We start from the raw sequence: 19,076 nt of genomic DNA, 5'->3' as shown, positions 1-19,076 counted from the left end.
TCAGGAGAATTCTATGGATAACAATAAAAATACCTTTATTCAGGAAGCAAGAAAGCAGCAAATTATTGAAGCTACGATAGCGACACTTGATGATATAGGCTATGTAAAGGCAAGTTTAGCACAAATCGCTAAACGTGCTTCTATTAGCACAGCATTAATTTCTTATCACTTTGTAGATCGACAAGATTTAATCAACCAAAGTCTGCAAGCACTAATTGAGCAATCCACAACTTTCATTTTGACAAAAACATATACTGCCAGTGACCCTACCACACAATTAGCAAACTTCATAGAGGCAAGCATTGCTTATCAAGCGACACACCCAAAAGAAAATGCAGCATTATTAGAAATTGTCTTCAACGCTCGGACTGCACATGACATCCCTTACTATAAACTGCCAGATGAAGAGGAAGACCCACTATTGACGGCATTACGTAATATTTTAGAAGATGGTAAAAAACAGGGGACTTTTAGTGTTCGCTCTGTCAATGTAATGGCAAAAGTAATTCAAGGAGCGATTGGTGAATACATGCTTATAGGGGGACCGCTTGCTATTGCGGCAGAGGATTACAGTCTCGAAGTAACAAATATTATATGGACAGCAATGAAAGTAGAGGGGCCAAAAAATGCTTAGAGCGCTATTTAACTGGATGTTAGTCATTGGTTTAATTTTATTAGGAGGCCGTCTCGTAACGTTAATTTGTCGATATTTCGACATTCCTTTTACAACATTTTTTAAAGATTATGCACTGGTATCCATGATTATTTTAATTGTTGGAATTATAGGGACTGAAGCTATGAAGAAACAAAAATAGTCATAGAAAAAAGATTCGACACATCTTTGGTGGCGAATCTTTTTTAATGGGCTATTTCTGGGCTATTTCTTTTTCTCATTATAATTACTTCGAGCAACTAGCATGATCATATAGCATAATAAACCGAATAAAAGGGAAATAAATAATGAATGCAGTAAAGCTACCGTTAAATTCAGTTTAGTAAGGACTACTAACATACCTGCAATAACTTGTAAAACTACTATAGTAAAGGCAATTATCCATCCATAGTATATAACACGTTGATGTTTATATTCCTTTACAGCGTGCCAAGTTATGTATGCAATCCAAATGAAAATAATAAGAACAGCTAATCGATGTCCCATTTGCACCCATTCATACATATTATTCGGGGGTGCCAAAGGTGTTTCATTATAGCAAAATGGCCAATCAGGACAAATTAAGCTCGAATCTGTATGACGAACTAGCGCCCCTGTATAAACGACTAAATAAGAATAAATTGTGACAGCAATTGTATGCCAACGTAACTTTTTACCGATAAATACGTTATCGGCATCAAATTTCCGATCGACTTCAAATACAATCATAGAGAGAAGAAGAACAGCGGCAAAGGAAATCAGAGATATCCCAAAATGTAGAGCTAAGATGAAATCACCTTGCCCCCATAATACTTGAGCTGCTCCAATAAGAGCTTGCGCGATTAAGAAAAACATTGCTAGGAAACCTAATAGTTTTACTTCGCGAATATGTCCGAGCTTACGCCATGTCCAAACGGTTAACACAAGAATTGAAATAGATACAACTCCTGTTACGAGACGATGTGAGAATTCAATAAGGACTTCTGGTGTAATCTCCTTTGGAATAAGAGATCCATTACAATCAGGCCAGTTACGACCACAGCCTAGGCCACTATCTGTTTTGGTAACGAGAGCCCCACCTAGTAATATAAGGAGCATCCCTACTGTAGCGGCAACAGCAAACCACTTCAAATACCTGTTGTGTTGCATAAAATGAGTCACCTACTTTATCTATCAACATTACAAGAACGTAATGTTTCTGCTACTAGATAATATCGAAAATACGTATAAAAAACAACTTGTAAAGAGAAGGGACTACTAGATGTCGATTCCATTTCACAAATTGTTCATAATTTCGTGCTTTAACCTTCACAATTCATTTTAGAAAATGTTTTACTATAGATATGTTGTTTTTAATTATATTTCTAGACAAAACTAATTTTTACAACTTCATCTAAATTTCACTTAATGTCTAGAAATCAATCGCAAATTTCGCTATAGTTATTGTTAGCGGAATATGCTTACAAAAATGAAAGGAGAGGTATTATGTCAAACGGTCGTACACTGGCGGCTACTAGAAATCCTGGTCCAGAAACAACATCTGTTGTAAAAGATTTCTTAGCACTAATAAAAATTGGAATCGTTAACTCGAATCTTGTCACAACGTTTACAGGGATGTGGCTGGCTTTTCAGTTTACTAGTAGACATTTCTTGCAAGAGCTTGATGTCATATTTTACACCATGCTGGGTGCGGCATTAATCATTGGTGGCTCAGGTGCAATGAATAACTTCATTGATCAGGATATAGATCCCATCATGAAAAGAACTAAGGCAAGACCGACAGTGACAGGCAGATTTAAGCCAAACTTTGTGTTGACCATTGCCCTCTCATTTTTAATTGTAGGTGAAATTTTGTTATTTGCGGCATCGTTTGCAGCCGGCATGTGGGGACTAGTAGGAATATTTGCTTATGTCGTTCTGTATTCAATGTGGTCAAAGAGGAAGCATGTTAGTAACACGGTTGTAGGTAGTATTTCGGGGGCTATTCCTCCTGTTATTGGATTCGCAGCGATTGAGCCTGCCTTAGGTCCAGGAGCACTAGCCTTATTCCTTATCATGTTTGCATGGCAACCACCACATTTCTATGCGCTTGCAATGAAACGGACTGAGGAATATCGTGCAGCTAAAATACCAATGCTACCTGTTGTAAAGGGATTTAAACGTACAAAGTACTCAATGTTATTCTGGATTCTTTTATTATTACCGTTACCTTTCCTTTTAACAGAGCTTGGAATTGGCTTTTTAACTCTTGCTACTGCATTGAACTTGGGTTGGTTAATACTAGCTCTGAAAGGCTTTACAACAAAAGATGATATGAAATGGGCAAATAAAATGTTTATTTATTCGTTGAATCATATGACCATACTATTTGTAGCCATCATAATATTTGCGGTGTTTAGCTAAAGTTAGGGATTCTTTCTTTTTATAAGAATTCATATAGACAGAACTGATGTCCTAGGTACACATGAAAATACAACAAAGAAAGAGGGGTTTAATTAAGCTATGATGAAAGGGCTTAAAAAATGGCGTCTTTTTTCACTTCTAGCAGTGATGATGGTTTTCCTTTCAGGTTGTGGTGAAGATTATCTTTCTACACTAAAACCATCTGGAGAAGTAGGTAAACAACAATTAAATTTATTACTGTTAACTACTGTAATTATGACGCTAGTAGTAGTAATAGTATCTGTTATCTATTTACTTGCATTCCTAAAATACCGTCGTGCACGCGTAGGTGAAAATGTTATCCCTAAGCAAGTAGAGGGTAGTCATACTTTAGAAGTGATTTGGACAGTTATTCCGATTATTTTATTATTAATTATCGCTGTACCAGTTGTTACAACTACTTATAAATTTGCAGATGTTGCTGCAATGGATGAGGTAGATGAAGAAGGGAACAAAACAGCCCTAACAATCAATGTAACGGCAAAATTATACTGGTGGGAATTCGAATATCCTAACCAAGGTATCGTAACGGCTCAAGAGTTAGTGGTACCAACAGGTGAAAAAGTTTACTTTAATTTAAAAGCTGCCGATGTTAAGCACTCATTCTGGATTCCTGCTGTAGGCGGTAAAATGGATACAAACGTGGAAAACTTAAACAAATTCTACTTAGTATTCGATAAAGAATCAAAAGATCTTAAAGATGGCGTATTTTATGGAAAATGTGCTGAATTATGTGGACCTTCACATGCATTAATGGACTTTAAAGTAAAAACATTAAGCCCAGACGCATTTGATGCATGGGTTGATGCAATGAAAGCAACTGAAGGACAAACTGCTGACAAAGCTTCAACAGATCTTGGTGAAGCAACTTTTGCAAATAGCTGCTTAGGCTGTCATGCTATCTCTGGTTCAGGAGCAGGCGGTACACCAGGTCCAAACTTAACTACGTTTGGTGACCGTAACCGTGTTGCTGGTTTCTTAGAGCATAATGAAGAAAGCTTAAAAGCTTGGATTAAAAACCCTGAGGAATTTAAACCAGGTAACTTAATGATGAATGCTGAAGGCACTGCGCCTATCTACGGTAATTTATCTGATGAAGAAATTGAAGCTCTTGCAACTTACATCATGGGCTTATCAGTAGAAAAATAATTTTCGTTCTATGTAACAAATTTTGAGGGAGGTAAAAGTTGTGAGCTCATACACACAGAAAAAGGGCTTTGGAGCAGCTGTCTGGGATTACATCACTACTGTTGACCATAAAAAGTTAGCAGTGATGTATTTATTAGCCGGTACATTGTTCTTCGCTATCGCTGGTTTTGAAGCATTATTAATGCGTATTCAATTAATGAAACCAAATAATGATTTCGTATCAGCTGGTTTTTTCAATGAATTATTAACAATGCACGGAACAACAATGTTATTCCTAGCTGCTACGCCACTACTATTCGCATTTATGAACATGCTTGTACCATTACAAATTGGTGCGCGTGACGTTGCATTCCCGTTCCTTAACTCATTAGGGTTCTGGTTATTCTTCCTAGGTGCAGTATTCCTTCACCTGTCATTCTTTATGGGTGGCGCTCCTGATGCGGGCTGGACTTCTTATGCATCATTATCTTTATACTCTCCAGGACATGGTATTGATTTCTATGTTCTTGGTTTACAAATTTCAGGGGCAGGTACATTAATTTCAGGTCTTAACTTTATCGTTACGATTATTACAATGCGTGCTCCAGGTATGACATTTATGCGTATGCCATTATTCACTTGGACTGCTCTTGTATCAAGTGCCTTAATCTTATTCGCATTCCCTCCATTAACAATTGGTTTATTAATGATGTTATTTGACCGTATGTTCGGTGGTAACTTCTTTGACCATACAATGGGTGGTAACACAGTAATTTGGGAACACTTATTCTGGATCTTCGGACACCCAGAGGTTTATATCTTAGTATTACCAGCATTCGGTTTATTCTCTGAGATTATTCCAGCGTTCTCTCGTAAACGTCTATTCGGATACTCTTCAATGGTATTCGCTACAATTTTAATTGGTTTCTTAGGGTTCATGGTTTGGGCTCACCATATGTTTACAGTTGGTCTTGGGCCAACAGCAAACGCAATCTTCGCTGTTGCAACAATGGCAATTGCGGTTCCAACAGGTATGAAAGTATTCAACTGGATCCTAACTATTTGGGGTGGATCTATTAAAGTTACAACACCAATGCTTTATGCACTTGGATTTATCCCGTCATTCGTTGCGGGTGGTGTTACAGGGGTCATGCAAGCATCTGCACCTCTTGACTATCAATTACATGATTCTTACTTTATCGTTGCTCACTTCCACTACGTAATCGTTGGTGGTATCGTTACAGCATTATTCGGTTCAGCGCACTTCTACTGGCCAATTTTCTTCAACCGTATGTTAAACGAAACGCTTGGTAAAATTACTTTCTGGGTATTCTTTATCGGATTCCATTTAACATTCTTCCTTCAACATTTCTTAGGTTTGATGGGTATGCCACGTCGTGTATTCACTTACATGGAAGGTCAAGGTTGGGATCAATTCAACTATATCTCTACAATCGGTGCATTAATGATGGGTGTAGGGGTTATCTTAATGGTAATCAACTGCTTAATGTCTATTAAGGGCAAACCAGCAGGACGCGACCCATGGGGCGATGGACGTACTTTAGAATGGTCAATTCCACAACCAATTCCATTCTATAATTTCCGTCAAACTCCACTTGTTCGTGGTTTAGATCCATGGTGGATTGAAAAACAAGAAGGTAATAAAGAAGTAACATTTGCTGAACCACTAGGTGATATCCATATGCCAAATAACTCAGCGATTCCATTCGTTATTTCATTAGGTATGTTTATTGCAGCATTTGGTGCACTTTACAATCCAGACGCAGATAAGCCATGGTCTATTTATGTATTAATCATTGGTTTAGCAATTACATTTGGTGCGATGATTGCTCGTTCTGTTAAAGACGATCATGGTTTCCATTTACACAAAGAAGAAATTCTTGAAATTGAAGAACATCTTTACGGCAAAGGAGGAAATAAATAATGGATTTCAATACTAAATTTACTCCTCATACTTGGCCAGATCATCCTGAACAAGCTACGATGGAAGGTAAAAATAAAGTCGTTGGTTTCTGGATTTTCCTTGCCTGTGAAGTTGTACTTTTCGCAAGTTTATTCGCTACTTATTTAGCGCTTAAGAACAAAGGGCCAGCTGGCATGGAGTTCACAACTCAAGGTTTATTTGAATTACCATTAGCATTTGCTATGACGATGTTATTATTAACATCATCACTAACATCTGTTTATGCAATTTACCATATGCGTAACTTTAACTTTAAAGGTATGCAAACTTGGTTAGCGATTACATTAGCTTTAGGTCTTGGATTCTTAGCACTTGAAATCTATGAGTTCAACCACTATGTGCACCTTGGTTTTACATTTAATCAATCTGCATTCGCAACAGCGTTTTATTCGTTAGTTGGTACACACGGTTTCCACGTAACTTTAGGTCTTGTATGGATTGGTACTTTAATGATCCGTAATGCTAAACGTGGATTAAACCTGTACAATGCACCTAAATTCTTCGTTGCTGCTTTATATTGGCACTTTATCGACGTAGTTTGGGTATTTATCTTTACAGTAGTATACTTGATGGGAGTGATCGGATAATGTCTTCACACGATACACCTATAGTTGCTAAGTCACAGGCACAGTATGAGTATGATCGTCATCATAATGCCGTTCATATGCGTAAACAAGTAATCAACTTTGCGATTATGATTTTCTTCACTTTTATCGCATTCGCAGTAGTTGCAGCTGATTTTTCTAAATACTTAATTATGCCATTCGTATTATTATTGGCTGGCGTTCAAGTTGTACTTCAACTTTATTCTTTCATGCACTTAGAAGATAAAAAAACTCACTTTGGTGGTGTTATTGGTTTCTTCATGTGGATGGGAATTTTAATCGCATTTACATTCTTCTTAGCATTTTTAACAATCATTTGGTGGTAATCACCAAAAAAGCACGTTCGTTATTTTGTACGAACGTGCTTTTCTTATGTTTTGAGGTTATTTAGGTATACAAAGAGGCAAACACTGTTGAAACTTAACATTTGTTCACCTTTCGTTCATTGCAGTATAGCTGTAAGCGTTTTATAATAGGAGTACTGAAGTTTAAAGGAGTGCGTTCCATATGCCACTTAGTATATTTGGTTTCCAAGCATTGTGGAGCCCGTATTTAATAGGGGTTCTTGTTTTTATAACAATCATCTATTTTTTAGTCACAACAAAGTGGCGTAAAGATTTTAAAGTAAGTGAACCTTTGAAAAAAAGTGAAGCTATTTACTTTGTTTTAGCTATGATTACCATCTATATTATCAAAGGATCTCCGATTGATTTAATGGCTCATATTATGTTTACCATGCACATGGTGCAAATGGCTATTCTGTTATTGCTGGTCCCTATTTTCTTAATTAAAGGGATTCCCTGGTGGGTTTGGAAGGTGGCTATTGAGGCACCTGTAGTTAGAACTTTGTTTAAAGTGCTAACATTACCAGTTGTTGCTGTCTTTGTATTTATCGGTCTATTTTCTTTCTATCATTTACCGTCCATATTGGATTACATTAAATTAAATGAAACATTACATGGTACCTATACATTTGTATTATTTCTATCTGCAGTGTTTATGTACTGGCCTTTAATTCAAAATATGCCAAATAGTAATCAAATGAAGCCTTTGCATAAATTGGCGTATATTATTGCTAATGCTGTTTTAATTACACCTGCTTGTGGATTAATCATCTTTGCGCCAAATGCAATGTATGAGACATACACAAACGGTGATGCATGGTTAAAGGCAATGGAGCTTTGTGTACCAGCCTCTACATTGTCAGGATTATCTTTATCTGGACCAGAGCTATTTACAGACATGAAACCAGTTGCAGATCAGCAATTAGGTGGCGTGTTAATGAAAATCCTACAAGAGCTTATTTTTGGTGTACTAATTGGTACGATCTTCACAAGATGGTATCGATCTGAGCAAAAAGATCCGGATAAAATCACTGCTGACGCTTTAGCTGCCCACCAAAAGAAGTGGGAAAGTCAACAGCAACATTAGTTGAAGAATAGAAATTTACTTTGTGTAAGGGGTTTTGACAATGGAATTGCAAATATTGCCTACTATTAGTACATCGTTTATCGTTATTAGTGCGGTACTTGTAGCGATAGGGTGGGGCTTAATTATAAAAAGAAATGTAGAGGGACATAAGAAAGTGATGCTTGCTGCAGGTGTTGCAGCACTTATTTTCTTTATCATCTATGCGTCCCGTACAATCTTTATTGGAAATACAGCTTTTGGCGGTGGAGAAGATTTAAAACCATACTATACGTTCTTCTTGATTTTCCATATTATTTTAGCGACATCTGGAGCTGTGTTTGGTATCGTTAGTATTATTTCAGGTTTGAAAATGAACATTAAATTACACAGACGAATTGGGCCAATTACAAGTATTATTTGGTTCTTTGTTGCCATAACTGGTGTATTAGTTTATTTATTATTGTATATTTTATTTGAGCCTGGTGAAACAACATCAGTAATTAAAGCCATTTTAGGATTTTAAAAAAATCTCCCTCCTTATTTCTGTGTAGGAGGGAGATTTTTTATAGTTGGTTGGAATAGTGAAAGCACTACGACAACCAGTAACGGACCAATTAATATTCCAATAAATCCAAAGATTTTAAAACCAATAAACATGGCAATAAAGGTATTCAAGGAAGAAAGTCCAATTTTATCGCCAATAATTTTTGGCTCAATCATTCGTCGGACTAGAAATTGTCCAATGGTTAGTAAAATTAAGACAGCTGCATATAAATAATCGCCAGCAAAGACCTGATAGATTGCCCATGGGACTAATAAAATAAATGAATCAAGAAAAGGGATAAAGTCTAAAACAACAAGTAAAAGTGCTAACAATATAGGGAATGGTGTTTTTAAAAAATAAAATGCAGCGAATGATATAGCAAAGATCCCTATCCCTACAAGTAATTGAGCTTTCAGAAATCCAAATAAGGCTAGCTTAACACGTTGGCCAATAAAGATAATTTTTTGATGGTAATGAAAAGGAACGGGCGATAATAATTTACGATTAATTGTTGGTAATTCTAAAAGCAACATATACAACACAATCCAATAAACAAATATATCAAAAAGACGTGTGGGAATATATGTTAATAACGTTGACCAAACATTGACGTTCGTTAAGGATAAAGAAAATTTTTCGATGGATGCTAAAGCTTTTGCAATCATAAATTGAATTTGTGAAACTAGCTCTACCGGTAAATGATAGGTGTAATTGCTGAGCTTAGATTGCATTTGAATCCATAGGGCAGACAATTGATTAAGATAATCAGGTATATCAATAATAAAGGAAGAAAATTGTTTCCAGCTTATATAAAGGATAAGTGTACATAATAATAAAGATATACTTAGAAAAAACAAAAAAAAGAAGAAGACAACGATTTTCCGTTTTTTTCTAAACCGTTTGCTCATTCGAACGATGATTGGTTCTAACAATAACGCGGTTAAGTAGGCAAGTAAAATTGGTAATGATATGGAGATGGACCAAAGGATCAGTATACCCATTGCAATAACAATAATGGGATGACGAAAAAAAGGACGATTAAAAAATGATAACATTTTTCTCACCTACATCATGTAATAGATATAGGTAGTATGAGAAAAAAATTTTTTTTTACTCAAAATAAAAAAAGACTGGACCACCAGTCTTTTTACAACCATGAAGCTATTTACGCTTACTTGCCGTCACTTCAATGTACGAAAGATTAGCGTGCGTTAACAGGTTCAAAGTTATTTTTATTTGTAGGCTCGATTGAGAATTGATCTAACTCTAATTTAACCTTTTTTAAGATTTCTTCACATTTTTTTACAAGGTGTGCTGGATAAACCTCGTCATCGCCATATTCAACACCATGCGGATAATAGTATTTACCAAGGACTGGTTTCATTAATGTAAGGATAGCATCGTGTGCACCTACGTCACCAGAAATAGCATATGCGAATACGCGTAGGTAATAACGACCTTCACGAGTATCGAATCGTTTATCGAATGTCATACGCTCGTAATCCCAGCCGCCATCACATTCTAAACCATGTTTTTTCATAATGCTGACAAGTAGCTCTTGATCAGCTGTTAAATTTTCAAGGTTAGTATTTTCAAAATACATGTATAGTCCTCCTTTAGGTTCTCGTACAAAGTATACGCTCATTTTTATAATAGAGCATATTCGACATTGTTGCAATGACAACATTGTGTCAACCCAATTACAATTGATATAATAACTTACAATAATGGTGATGAAAAGGAGTCCTGTATGAAAGCTTTATTCCGCATTTTAATGGTTTGTGGTGCAGTTGCATTAATTGGTTTTATGTTTTTTAATACCCCTAAGGAAAATGAGCCACTAGAAGGCCCAAATACCAATTCGAATATCATACCTCAAACACAGCTAAAGCAGGAACCTGCAATAGGAGCAATGACACGTCCACAAACGGGTATATCCACATTGATAGGAAAAGGCACACAAACTGTTTTAGAACAATATGGGGAGCCTGCAAGAAAAGAGCCGTCTTCATTTGGTTATCAATGGTGGGTCTACAATGAAGACGTATCAACTTTTTTTATGATTGGTATTGATAATAATATTGTGACACAAATTTACATAGCAGGACAAGAAATTGATGCATTTCCTTTTAAAGTAGGCCAAAAACGTGATGAAATATACAGAATGACGATCATTGATTATGAGGTAGCCGCCACTGTAGGCGAAAATATTTTCATTTTCTCAATGAGTGAAGAAGATATGCAAACAAGGCTGCTTATCAAATTTGATGGTCTTTATGCACAGCTTTACATAGATAGGGAGACAAGTGAGTTGCAAGGGATACGATATACAGACAGTGAAACACTTGTCCTTCATCAGCCATATGAAATGAGCTATCAAGGGGAGCTTGTTAGACGTGCTCCACCTTCCTCTTTCTTACAGCAAGAAATTGATGTGGCTAGCGCTAAACAATTAGACGATTTGCTAAATGTAACAAGAGTCCATCATGATTTACTTCCTTTAGAAATGGATGAATCATTGGAGGAAGCAGCAAGAATGCATAGTGAGGACATGAAGGTGCAAAATTTTTTAGCGCATGAATCTCCAACCTATGGTGATCTAAAAAAACGATTACAGACGCAAAAAATCGAGTATAGTGAAGCGAACGAAAACCTGGCAACTGCTTATTTTGATGCGATTGAAGCCATGCATGGCTGGACAAATTCTCCTGAACATAGAAAAGTTCTTTTGAATGATCGATATACACGCGTTGGTTCTGGCGCCTTTGTAGATTATTATACGCAAATATATCTTGAACCTACTACACAAGAAGTGGGTAGAGAAGAGCAAGATAATGAAGAGACGAAAAATGAAAAACAAGATAGCGAAGAATCTACAGATAAATCAAATCAAACCTTACCATAACAGAAGAATATTCAGATGAAGACAAGCTTTCAACAAACGGGCTTGTCTTCATTTTTTATGTGGAGTTTCTCCTTCTTTTAGGCTTCTACATTTTTCGTCACACCGTTACAAACGCCGTCATATGATAGAGAACTGAAAGGGGGAATGAGGTTTGCAATTAGCAGAGTTATTAAAAGACTGGCCATGTAGCGTGACGGGAGGATCTATACGAACAGAAATTACTGGTGTAGAGGACTATGCACAGGCGGTACAACCTGGTGATATATTTATTGTGCGAAAAGGTAAAAAAACATCGGGAAGTCGGTTTGTCAAAGAGGCATTGGCACGTGGAGCTGCTGCCATCGTTTCAGAAGAAAGTATCTCTTTGCCAATTATAGATAAAGAAATTCCTTTTGTATGGGTTCCAAATACAGCATTATTTTTATCGTATGCAAGTGCGAAGCTTGCTGCTTTTCCAGCAGAAGCTTTAACTGTTATCGCCATTACAGGTACAAATGGAAAGACGACAGTGAGCCATTTTGTTAGTCAGCTTCTAAATGCACTACATAAACATGCAGCAGTTATTGGAACGGTTGGCTTTTTCATCAATGGTGAGAAACAACAAACGGCTTATGAGCAATTAACAACATTGCAAGCTAAAGAATTACACCCCATTCTTAAGCAATGTGTGCGAAAAGGTGTGACCCATGTTGTATTAGAAGCTTCTTCAATGGGGTTGCAGCAGCATAGGCTCGATCATTGTGACATTGACTGTGGTGTATTTTTAAATTTATCAGAAGATCATTTAGAAGATCATGGAGGTTTAGAAGCTTATAAACGTGCCAAGAAACGTTTAGCGGATTTATCAAAAAAGCTAGTATTAAATGGAGATGATAATTTTTGCCGTTCTGTTGGTATTTATGATAAGAAAAAATCTTGCTCATTTGGTTTTGATAATCACAATGATTTACATATTCAAATCGTCAGTGAATCAGTTGGAAAAACCGTACTTTGTTTACAGACTTCCGCGAGTGAGCATATTGTAGAAATTCCTTTTGTCGGTAAATACCATGTGCAAAATGCTGTTGCATCCTTAATGGCTGTATGGCGCTTAGGTGTCCCTATGGAAGATATAGTTGGACATATGTGGTCGTTAAGGCTACCAGAGGGCAGGCTAGAGAAGATTGAAAATCCATTAGGAATTGATGTTTATGTAGATTATGCCCATACAGCAGAAGCATTGCAAGCAGTATTGCAAACCTTTGATCGCTCTAAAACAATTTACCTTGTCTTCAGTTGTGGAGGAAATCGAGACAAGGCGAAACGCTTTGCAATGGGGGCAGTAGCAAGTAAATATGCTGATGTTATTTATTTAACAACAGATAATCCTCGTGATGAAGATCCTATTGTGATTAATGAAAGTATTATTGCTGGTTTTACAGAGCAACAATATTATGAAATTTATTTAGATCGCAAACTTGCTATCCATCAAGCATTAGCAAAGGCAGAAAAGGGAGACATTGTCCTTGTTGCCGGAAAAGGGCATGAACAAACACAGCAAATTAAAAATCAAAAGTTCCCTTTTTCCGATCAACAATGTATTAAAGACTATTTTGCGAGTTTAATTACGGACGACGCTGAATAACGAAGAAAGATCCTGTAGCAATGGCAAGCCTGCGACCAGTCTCATCTTCAATATCACATTCCATGACAAGCGTTTGGCGTCCCTTATGAACAAAACGACCACGTGCAATCAATTCTTTATTTGTAGTGGTAGCAATATACGATATATTCATGTTCGTAGTAACTACATTATAGCCCTCAGGCACATAGCGCGAAGCAAGCCCTCCCATAGCGGCATCAGCAATCGTTGCAACAATACCTCCGTGTGGCACCTTTATCGTATTATGGATGACCGGTGTAATAGGGATACGGACCTCACTGACCTCAGGCTCAAATTTACCTACCATATGTAAAGTAGCATTAATATAACGACGGTGAATGCCTTGCTGTTTCTCCCGTAGGCCATTTAAAAGATGTAATAAAACTTCTTCATCTTCCTCGGTACTGTCTTGTAAAATCTCGGCCACTAACTGTTCAACCTGCTCCTTAGATGTTGTCATCATTTGGAAAACCTCTTTCATTAAAATTATCATTAATGTAAAATTACCATAAAATCTGTTATGATGGGAAAGAGATTGGGGGAATTAAAGATGATGATGACCTCTGACTGGGTAATCATTTTGGATGAGGCGGAAGCGCTTTGTGAGATGATTCTTTCCTCAGAACCTGCGATGGCGCTACAACAAGCGTATGAAGCTGTATATAGTGATGCACAAATTGTAGAGGCTATATATGCATTTAATCGCATGAAAGAGCAGTACGAAGATGTACAACGTTTCGGAAAATATCATCCGGACTACCATACAATTATGAAGTCGATTCGCCAACAGAAAAGGGCACTTGACTTAAATGAGAAAGTTTCAGCCTTGAAAATTGCTGAAAACGATTTTCAGGATTTACTGGATGAGATTAGCCTATTAATAGGAAAAACGGTCTCTGAAGCGGTAAAAGTTCCTGTTAGTAATCCATTCTTTGCATCTGGTTCATCTTGCGGAGGTGGATGTGGCTCGGGCGGTTCATGCTCTTGCTCAGCGTAATAGTATGTATATATAACATATCTCTTCTAGACTGTAGACAACTCGAAGGCAACTGAGTTAGTTTACAGTCTTTTTTATAATTAAATTCAAGGAGGAAGCATTAATGAAAACTTATCGAATTGCCGTAATACCTGGGGATGGAATAGGAAAAGAGGTTGTGCCAGCTGCAATAAAAGTTCTTGATCAGGCAGCTTTGTTAGATGGACGCTTTCAATTTGAATGGACAATTTTTCCATGGGGCTGTGAATACTATTTAGAGACAGGAAAAATGATGCCTGATAATGGCATAGAGCTGTTAAAACAGTATGACCAAATATTTTTAGGTGCAGTTGGTATGCCTAACTTGGTTCCGGATCATGTATCATTATGGGGCCTTCTCATTAAAATTCGACGTGAGCTACAGCAATTTATTAATGTACGACCTGCAAAGCTACTTCAAGGGTTACCATCACCTTTACGACAACCAAATGATTTTGATTTTATTGTTGTAAGGGAAAATTCTGAAGGGGAGTATGCTGAAAGCGGAGGAAGAATACATAGTGGACAAGATGAGGTGGCAATCCAAAATGCTGTTTTTACAAGAAAGGGTACAGAACGGGCGATGCGCTATGCATTTGAATTAGCCAAAACACGTAATGGACATGTGACAAGTGCTACAAAATCAAATGGGATTACATATAGCATGCCTTTTTGGGATGAAGTGTTTACTCAAGTAGGAAAAGAATATGAAGAGGTAGGTCAAGCATCTAATCATATTGATACACTAGCGGCATTTTTAGTGATGAAGCCAGAAAATTTTGATGTTATCGTAGCATCGAATTTATTTGGGGATATTTTGACAGATCTAGGCGGTGCCATTATGGGAAGCATTGGTATTGCACCTGCAGCAAATTTAAACATTGAAGGGCTATATCCATCAATGTTTGAACCTGTCCATGGTTCTGCACCAGATATAGCTGGTCAAGGAATTGCCAATCCTATTGGACAAATTTGGACAGGTAAGATGATGCTCGATTTTCTTGGTTATCAAGATGTGGGAACAAGGATATTGAATGCTATAGAGCAAACATTAGCGCGGGGTATAAAAACGCCTGATTTGGGTGGAGCTGCCACACTACAAGAAGTAACTGATGCAATCATAGATTATTTAACTTAAGTATTACTGTAATGGGAAGTAATAATGGATCTAACATTTACATGAAAGGGAAGCACATCAGTTCAGTGTGCTTCCCTTTCATTCCTAGTCTTATTTAGACTCTTGAACTTGTAATAACTCAACTGCAATATCCGGACGATCTGTAATAATGCCCTTTGCTCCATTATTGAGTAATTTTTTCATCGTATCTAGGTCATTGATTGTCCAATAGTGGACAGGAATATTGAGGTTGTTTAAAAACTGAATAAATTTAGGAGAATCTAATGCAATAACCCCTGACTTTGGAGGGATTTGAAAAACATCCACTTTAGGGTGATATAAATGTCCAAACTGACTTGAGAAAGAAGCAAATGCTTTTCTGACATCTGATTCACCTGCACCAAGTGCTACTTGATTTTGAGCATATAAATTAAAACGATCTATTTGCTCACCATAAAAGCTTGTCACAACAACACGATGTTCAGCTTGAAGTTCTTCAATTAAGCGCCAAAGTTTAGAAGGCATCAGACTCCCTTCGTACGTATCAGGAGCATCTTTGATATCAATGTTGATTAACATATTTGGATAGGCTTCAAGCAACTCTCGTAAAGTTACGACTTTTAATTTATCCTCTCGATATGGGAAATTTCCCTCTAAATCTTCAAATTGGTAGCCGTGGTTCAAGGCATTGATTTCTGCCAACGTCATATCTGCAATGAGACCATAGCCATCCGTTGTACGTTCAACTGTCTCGTCATGGAAAACAATAATTTCCTCATCTTTTGTTAGGCGAATGTCGATTTCAAAGCCATCGACACCTAGCTGTGCAGCTTTTTCAAATGCAACCATTGTATGTTCTGGTGCTAAAAGAGCTCCGCCACGATGTGCAAGAATTATGGGGCGTTCGAATTGTAATGCTTGTTTACCTTCGCGTTGCTGTGGTTTTGAAATAGCTTTACTGCCTGCCCAAGCTGCTGCACTTGCTGCTGCAATTGCAAGCGCAATTTTTGTTTTCTTACCCATATTCGTCCTCCTTAACAATTATCCTCATATAAAAAGTAGTAGTGAATTCATTGTTTAATCAATAGTAGTAAGTACAGGGCCTACTATTAAAATTAGTTATATAAGTGAATGATGATTTTTTTATGCCGATTTTTGCCATCCTATTTGAAAAACAATCATTATGGAGGTGCAAATGTCTTGTAAAGGGTTCATTTGAGGCATGATCATCTTTCAGCATTCTTCTGTTCCTGTAATGATGCTACAATTGAATTTAATTAAAACAACTGATTCATCTTCACGATGTTCAACGTCGTATGCTTTTCCATTATAACGGAAAATTGAGCGTTCTGTCAGCTAAACTCTGTTGCTATCATTTTCTGGTCTATGGTATTCTTTTATGTAAGAAATGAGGGAATCCACTATGAACGAACGACAAGGGCTAATCGTTTACGTCCATCAATTAAAACATGCGAAGTCACTTCGGAAATATGGTCATGTTCTTTATATTTCTAGAAGGCAAAAATACGTAGTGCTTTACTGCGATCGTGAGGATATTGACATGATGACAACAAAACTACAACGCCTTCCATTTGTGAAAGACGTTGTGGCGTCTTATCGTCCTTTTGTAAAAACTGAATATGAAAATGCAAAACCAGATAAAGCAAAGGAATATGACTACAAAGTAGGTCTATAAACTTATGTTAATGCAGGTATATAGTTATTTAGTCTTAATATACCTATTAAGTATTGATAAAATAGTTTTGATTCCGAAAATATAGATGAGTGCTTTATTTCTACAACTACTGCTTTTCGACCGAGTTGTTCTATTTGTGCTTCAAACATTTTTTGTCGCTGTGTTGGCTGTTCTTCATTGTATGGGATGCCTTCTCGACAAATATAAATAGGCATGAACTTACTTTCGCCGACTGGTTTAAGGGCGACAGCTAAAGAAATCACCTTCTTGTCTTCTTTTGTAGATGTTAGTAAAAAGGCTTGATGAAAACGTTCCTGGTTGGTTTTAATAATTTCGAGTAGCTCGTAAACATCACCATAGCCTTCACCTAATTCTATAAATTGTTGTGGCATAATAATTGCACATCCTTTCCAATATTCATAGTATCATGCTGCGGGAGGTCAAGCACATGAAATTTGCATTAAGCTTTTTTTCTATTTTAGCACTAATCATTACAGGAACGGTATTTTTCCAATACCATGCTTATTCATCTGATTTAGAAACAGGCATAGGGGATTTTCATTATTCTCAGGAAATAGAAATTGTCTATCGCGAAAATAGCTTAGATATTCGTCAACATTTTAAAAACCTACCAAATCAAAAGGTGAAAATTAAATGGCCTGAAAAAGCAACAAACGCTAGTTGCTTTATTGAAAATGAAAAAAGCTGTGATCGTTTATCAGATGAAGTTTCTTACTTTGCAAAAGGGGAGACAAAATCACAATCTGTGTCATACATAATTCCAATTGAGGGTGGCTTAAAAAATAAGATGCTCCTTCAAAATGTTTTTGCTACACTAATAAATGGTGAAGCATCGTATTCAATTGTTTCAATTTCTACAGACAGTAAGGTGAAAGGACAATGGGTTACGGGTTTGCCCCTAGTAGGTCAACAACAACTTGTACTTGTCAATTACACCATGTTTAGAGGAAACGGTACTGTTCAAGATTTATATTGGCAAGCCGGGGAGCTTAAAGCGCAAGAACAGACACCGGTGTTATCAATTTATGCCCAGCAAGAAGTCCCTAATGATTTTCTAAAGTCATTAAAAAATTTACAGCTTCTAAGTGATGAGCATATTGCAATTATTCAAGAAAAAAGTCCAGTAGCAGTTCATGACGAAAGATTGTTATTTTTACCAACACTTACTGCACAAGCTGTAGAGCAAGAAGTAATTTTATCACAAATCAAATCACAATATAATTTTGTAGATTCCCCAGAATGGTTGCCTGAGGTTGTGGCATCCTATTTAATAAGCGATCCAATTGGTGGAGAAAAAACAAAGAAAATCATCAAGACATTAAATGATTACATGACGGATGCTCAACAACAAGCTTGGCAGGAAACATTGAAAAAGCTTGGAGATGAATCGATTTCACCAGATACAATGGACAAGTACTTATCACAGGTATTAGATGCCAAGACATCTTATTTTACATTAAATGCAGCTCAGCAAAATGGAACCTATCCACTTTTATTTGAGGATGCACGTGATGTCTATGTGGATGATACATTGAAGGAAGATGTTCATGTTATTCTCTATGAGGGACAGGTATTGTATACGGCAGATACATTATTGCCTTACCTCGGCTACTCAGCTGCGGAAGGAAAGAATGGCTATTATGTAAATAGTGAGCATCGTACATTCCGTTTCCCTAAAGAGCCTGGATTTTATGTATTCAACCAGCGTAGGTATTCGACTATCTCTGAACCAATCATTAAGATTGCTGATCATTATTATGTAGAAGAAGCTTGGTTACAACGATTATTCCTAGTTGAACTACAAAAAAAGGATGAGCGTATTCAAGTATTAAAACAAGAGCAACAATAACTTTTGCAGCGGAGGGCCAACCTTTCGCTGCAAAATACTTTATATAGACGAAAGTACGGTGAGATG

At 36.9% G+C, this 19,076-nt stretch carries 21 protein-coding genes; 15 read left to right on the top strand and 6 right to left on the bottom strand.

Annotated elements, in window-relative coordinates; translation table 11 throughout:
- The first annotated feature begins 13 nt into the window (after positions 1-13).
- On the top strand, positions 14-634 hold the full coding sequence (locus tag AAJG31_RS09185) for a TetR/AcrR family transcriptional regulator (protein WP_048394702.1): 621 nt from the start codon (positions 14-16) through the stop codon (positions 632-634).
- Complete coding sequence (locus AAJG31_RS09180; protein ID WP_004224783.1) at positions 627-815, top strand: hypothetical protein; 189 nt, start codon at positions 627-629, stop codon at positions 813-815. Before AAJG31_RS09185 ends, AAJG31_RS09180 begins: the two co-directional genes overlap by 8 nt.
- Positions 816-877: 62 nt before the next feature.
- On the opposite strand, the gene AAJG31_RS09175 is transcribed toward AAJG31_RS09180, so the two are convergent.
- A complete protein-coding gene (locus AAJG31_RS09175) occupies positions 878-1,801 on the bottom strand; it encodes a heme A synthase (protein ID WP_048394700.1) in 924 nt (307 codons plus the stop codon).
- 336 nt (positions 1,802-2,137) lie between these two features.
- Here AAJG31_RS09175 and cyoE point away from each other — a divergent pair, with 336 nt between their 5' ends.
- The 7 genes from cyoE to AAJG31_RS09140 all read left to right on the top strand — a co-directional run bounded on the left by cyoE (position 2,138) and on the right by AAJG31_RS09140 (position 8,744).
- Positions 2,138-3,055, top strand: coding sequence for a heme o synthase (gene cyoE / locus AAJG31_RS09170; RefSeq protein ID WP_048394698.1), 918 nt, complete (start codon positions 2,138-2,140; stop codon positions 3,053-3,055).
- A 99-nt stretch (positions 3,056-3,154) separates the two neighbouring features.
- Positions 3,155-4,243 (top strand): cytochrome c oxidase subunit II, encoded by a 1,089-nt coding sequence (coxB, locus tag AAJG31_RS09165; RefSeq protein ID WP_016992772.1) that lies wholly within the window; start codon positions 3,155-3,157, stop codon positions 4,241-4,243.
- A 40-nt stretch (positions 4,244-4,283) separates the two neighbouring features.
- Entirely contained in the window at positions 4,284-6,167 is a 1,884-nt protein-coding gene (gene ctaD, locus AAJG31_RS09160) for a cytochrome c oxidase subunit I (protein WP_004224787.1), read from the top strand.
- A complete protein-coding gene (locus AAJG31_RS09155; RefSeq protein ID WP_004224788.1) occupies positions 6,167-6,793 on the top strand; it encodes a cytochrome c oxidase subunit 3 in 627 nt (208 codons plus the stop codon). Before ctaD ends, AAJG31_RS09155 begins: the two co-directional genes overlap by 1 nt.
- Positions 6,793-7,137 (top strand): cytochrome C oxidase subunit IV family protein, encoded by a 345-nt coding sequence (locus tag AAJG31_RS09150; RefSeq protein ID WP_004224789.1) that lies wholly within the window; start codon positions 6,793-6,795, stop codon positions 7,135-7,137. Before AAJG31_RS09155 ends, AAJG31_RS09150 begins: the two co-directional genes overlap by 1 nt.
- A gap of 181 nt (positions 7,138-7,318) precedes the next feature.
- Entirely contained in the window at positions 7,319-8,242 is a 924-nt protein-coding gene (gene ctaG / locus AAJG31_RS09145; protein WP_004224790.1) for a cytochrome c oxidase assembly factor CtaG, read from the top strand.
- Positions 8,243-8,282: 40 nt separating this feature from the next.
- A complete protein-coding gene (locus tag AAJG31_RS09140) occupies positions 8,283-8,744 on the top strand; it encodes a DUF420 domain-containing protein (protein WP_016992774.1) in 462 nt (153 codons plus the stop codon).
- Positions 8,745-8,758: 14 nt separating this feature from the next.
- Here AAJG31_RS09140 and ytvI read toward each other — a convergent pair whose 3' ends face one another.
- Together ytvI and AAJG31_RS09130 are read right to left on the bottom strand one after the other, a co-directional pair.
- Positions 8,759-9,820 carry a sporulation integral membrane protein YtvI gene (gene ytvI, locus AAJG31_RS09135; RefSeq protein ID WP_082148174.1) on the bottom strand — a complete coding sequence of 354 codons (1,062 nt, stop codon included), beginning with the start codon at positions 9,818-9,820 and terminating at the stop codon, positions 8,759-8,761.
- Positions 9,821-9,966: 146 nt separating this feature from the next.
- Positions 9,967-10,368 (bottom strand): YugN family protein, encoded by a 402-nt coding sequence (locus AAJG31_RS09130; RefSeq protein WP_004224795.1) that lies wholly within the window; start codon positions 10,366-10,368, stop codon positions 9,967-9,969.
- 147 nt (positions 10,369-10,515) lie between these two features.
- On the opposite strand from AAJG31_RS09130, the gene AAJG31_RS09125 reads away from it, so the two are divergent.
- Positions 10,516-11,670, top strand: coding sequence for a CAP domain-containing protein (locus AAJG31_RS09125; RefSeq protein ID WP_048394693.1), 1,155 nt, complete (start codon positions 10,516-10,518; stop codon positions 11,668-11,670).
- A gap of 151 nt (positions 11,671-11,821) precedes the next feature.
- Positions 11,822-13,294 carry a UDP-N-acetylmuramoyl-L-alanyl-D-glutamate--2,6-diaminopimelate ligase gene (locus AAJG31_RS09120; RefSeq protein ID WP_048394690.1) on the top strand — a complete coding sequence of 491 codons (1,473 nt, stop codon included), beginning with the start codon at positions 11,822-11,824 and terminating at the stop codon, positions 13,292-13,294.
- On the opposite strand, the gene AAJG31_RS09115 is transcribed toward AAJG31_RS09120, so the two are convergent.
- Complete coding sequence (locus tag AAJG31_RS09115) at positions 13,275-13,775, bottom strand: PaaI family thioesterase (protein ID WP_259950996.1); 501 nt, start codon at positions 13,773-13,775, stop codon at positions 13,275-13,277. The two genes, AAJG31_RS09120 and AAJG31_RS09115, sit on opposite strands and share 20 nt — an antisense overlap.
- Before the next feature lie 87 nt (positions 13,776-13,862).
- Between AAJG31_RS09115 and AAJG31_RS09110 the strand changes: the two genes are divergently transcribed.
- Both AAJG31_RS09110 and AAJG31_RS09105 read left to right on the top strand, forming a co-directional pair.
- Positions 13,863-14,309 carry a YlbF family regulator gene (locus AAJG31_RS09110; RefSeq protein WP_004224800.1) on the top strand — a complete coding sequence of 149 codons (447 nt, stop codon included), beginning with the start codon at positions 13,863-13,865 and terminating at the stop codon, positions 14,307-14,309.
- Positions 14,310-14,412: 103 nt separating this feature from the next.
- Positions 14,413-15,465, top strand: coding sequence for a tartrate dehydrogenase (locus AAJG31_RS09105; protein ID WP_259950995.1), 1,053 nt, complete (start codon positions 14,413-14,415; stop codon positions 15,463-15,465).
- 90 nt (positions 15,466-15,555) lie between these two features.
- Here the strand turns inward: AAJG31_RS09105 and AAJG31_RS09100 are convergent, their stop codons facing one another.
- On the bottom strand, positions 15,556-16,467 hold the full coding sequence (locus tag AAJG31_RS09100; protein WP_048394685.1) for a glycerophosphodiester phosphodiesterase: 912 nt from the start codon (positions 16,465-16,467) through the stop codon (positions 15,556-15,558).
- A gap of 400 nt (positions 16,468-16,867) precedes the next feature.
- Here AAJG31_RS09100 and AAJG31_RS09095 point away from each other — a divergent pair, with 400 nt between their 5' ends.
- A complete protein-coding gene (locus tag AAJG31_RS09095) occupies positions 16,868-17,140 on the top strand; it encodes a YlbG family protein (protein WP_004224806.1) in 273 nt (90 codons plus the stop codon).
- Positions 17,141-17,142: 2 nt separating this feature from the next.
- Here AAJG31_RS09095 and AAJG31_RS09090 read toward each other — a convergent pair whose 3' ends face one another.
- Positions 17,143-17,532, bottom strand: coding sequence for a hypothetical protein (locus tag AAJG31_RS09090; protein ID WP_036077099.1), 390 nt, complete (start codon positions 17,530-17,532; stop codon positions 17,143-17,145).
- A 56-nt stretch (positions 17,533-17,588) separates the two neighbouring features.
- On the opposite strand from AAJG31_RS09090, the gene AAJG31_RS09085 reads away from it, so the two are divergent.
- On the top strand, positions 17,589-19,010 hold the full coding sequence (locus AAJG31_RS09085; protein WP_048394682.1) for a hypothetical protein: 1,422 nt from the start codon (positions 17,589-17,591) through the stop codon (positions 19,008-19,010).
- The last annotated feature ends 66 nt before the right edge of the window (positions 19,011-19,076 follow it).

Origin of the sequence: Lysinibacillus sp. BS3 (assembly GCF_039614735.1) — a bacterium.
Lineage (GTDB): Bacteria > Bacillota > Bacilli > Bacillales_A > Planococcaceae > Lysinibacillus > Lysinibacillus capsici.
Note: the sequence above shows the minus strand (reverse complement) of the source record. Positions and strands in the feature narration are given on the sequence as shown.

Coding starts and splice junctions, on each gene's coding strand:
- AAJG31_RS09155 (WP_004224788.1), top strand. CDS start 6,167: ATGGATTTCAATACTAAATTTACTCCTCATACTTGGCCAGATCATCCT.
- AAJG31_RS09150 (WP_004224789.1), top strand. CDS start 6,793: ATGTCTTCACACGATACACCTATAGTTGCTAAGTCACAGGCACAGTAT.
- AAJG31_RS09110 (WP_004224800.1), top strand. CDS start 13,863: ATGATGATGACCTCTGACTGGGTAATCATTTTGGATGAGGCGGAAGCG.
- AAJG31_RS09115 (WP_259950996.1), bottom strand. CDS start 13,775: ATGATGACAACATCTAAGGAGCAGGTTGAACAGTTAGTGGCCGAGATT.
- AAJG31_RS09140 (WP_016992774.1), top strand. CDS start 8,283: ATGGAATTGCAAATATTGCCTACTATTAGTACATCGTTTATCGTTATT.
- ytvI (WP_082148174.1), bottom strand. CDS start 9,820: ATGTTATCATTTTTTAATCGTCCTTTTTTTCGTCATCCCATTATTGTT.
- AAJG31_RS09090 (WP_036077099.1), bottom strand. CDS start 17,532: ATGCCACAACAATTTATAGAATTAGGTGAAGGCTATGGTGATGTTTAC.
- ctaG (WP_004224790.1), top strand. CDS start 7,319: ATGCCACTTAGTATATTTGGTTTCCAAGCATTGTGGAGCCCGTATTTA.
- AAJG31_RS09180 (WP_004224783.1), top strand. CDS start 627: ATGCTTAGAGCGCTATTTAACTGGATGTTAGTCATTGGTTTAATTTTA.
- AAJG31_RS09175 (WP_048394700.1), bottom strand. CDS start 1,801: ATGCAACACAACAGGTATTTGAAGTGGTTTGCTGTTGCCGCTACAGTA.
- AAJG31_RS09130 (WP_004224795.1), bottom strand. CDS start 10,368: ATGTATTTTGAAAATACTAACCTTGAAAATTTAACAGCTGATCAAGAG.
- AAJG31_RS09100 (WP_048394685.1), bottom strand. CDS start 16,467: ATGGGTAAGAAAACAAAAATTGCGCTTGCAATTGCAGCAGCAAGTGCA.
- coxB (WP_016992772.1), top strand. CDS start 3,155: ATGATGAAAGGGCTTAAAAAATGGCGTCTTTTTTCACTTCTAGCAGTG.
- cyoE (WP_048394698.1), top strand. CDS start 2,138: ATGTCAAACGGTCGTACACTGGCGGCTACTAGAAATCCTGGTCCAGAA.
- AAJG31_RS09085 (WP_048394682.1), top strand. CDS start 17,589: ATGAAATTTGCATTAAGCTTTTTTTCTATTTTAGCACTAATCATTACA.
- AAJG31_RS09185 (WP_048394702.1), top strand. CDS start 14: ATGGATAACAATAAAAATACCTTTATTCAGGAAGCAAGAAAGCAGCAA.
- AAJG31_RS09105 (WP_259950995.1), top strand. CDS start 14,413: ATGAAAACTTATCGAATTGCCGTAATACCTGGGGATGGAATAGGAAAA.
- AAJG31_RS09125 (WP_048394693.1), top strand. CDS start 10,516: ATGAAAGCTTTATTCCGCATTTTAATGGTTTGTGGTGCAGTTGCATTA.
- AAJG31_RS09095 (WP_004224806.1), top strand. CDS start 16,868: ATGAACGAACGACAAGGGCTAATCGTTTACGTCCATCAATTAAAACAT.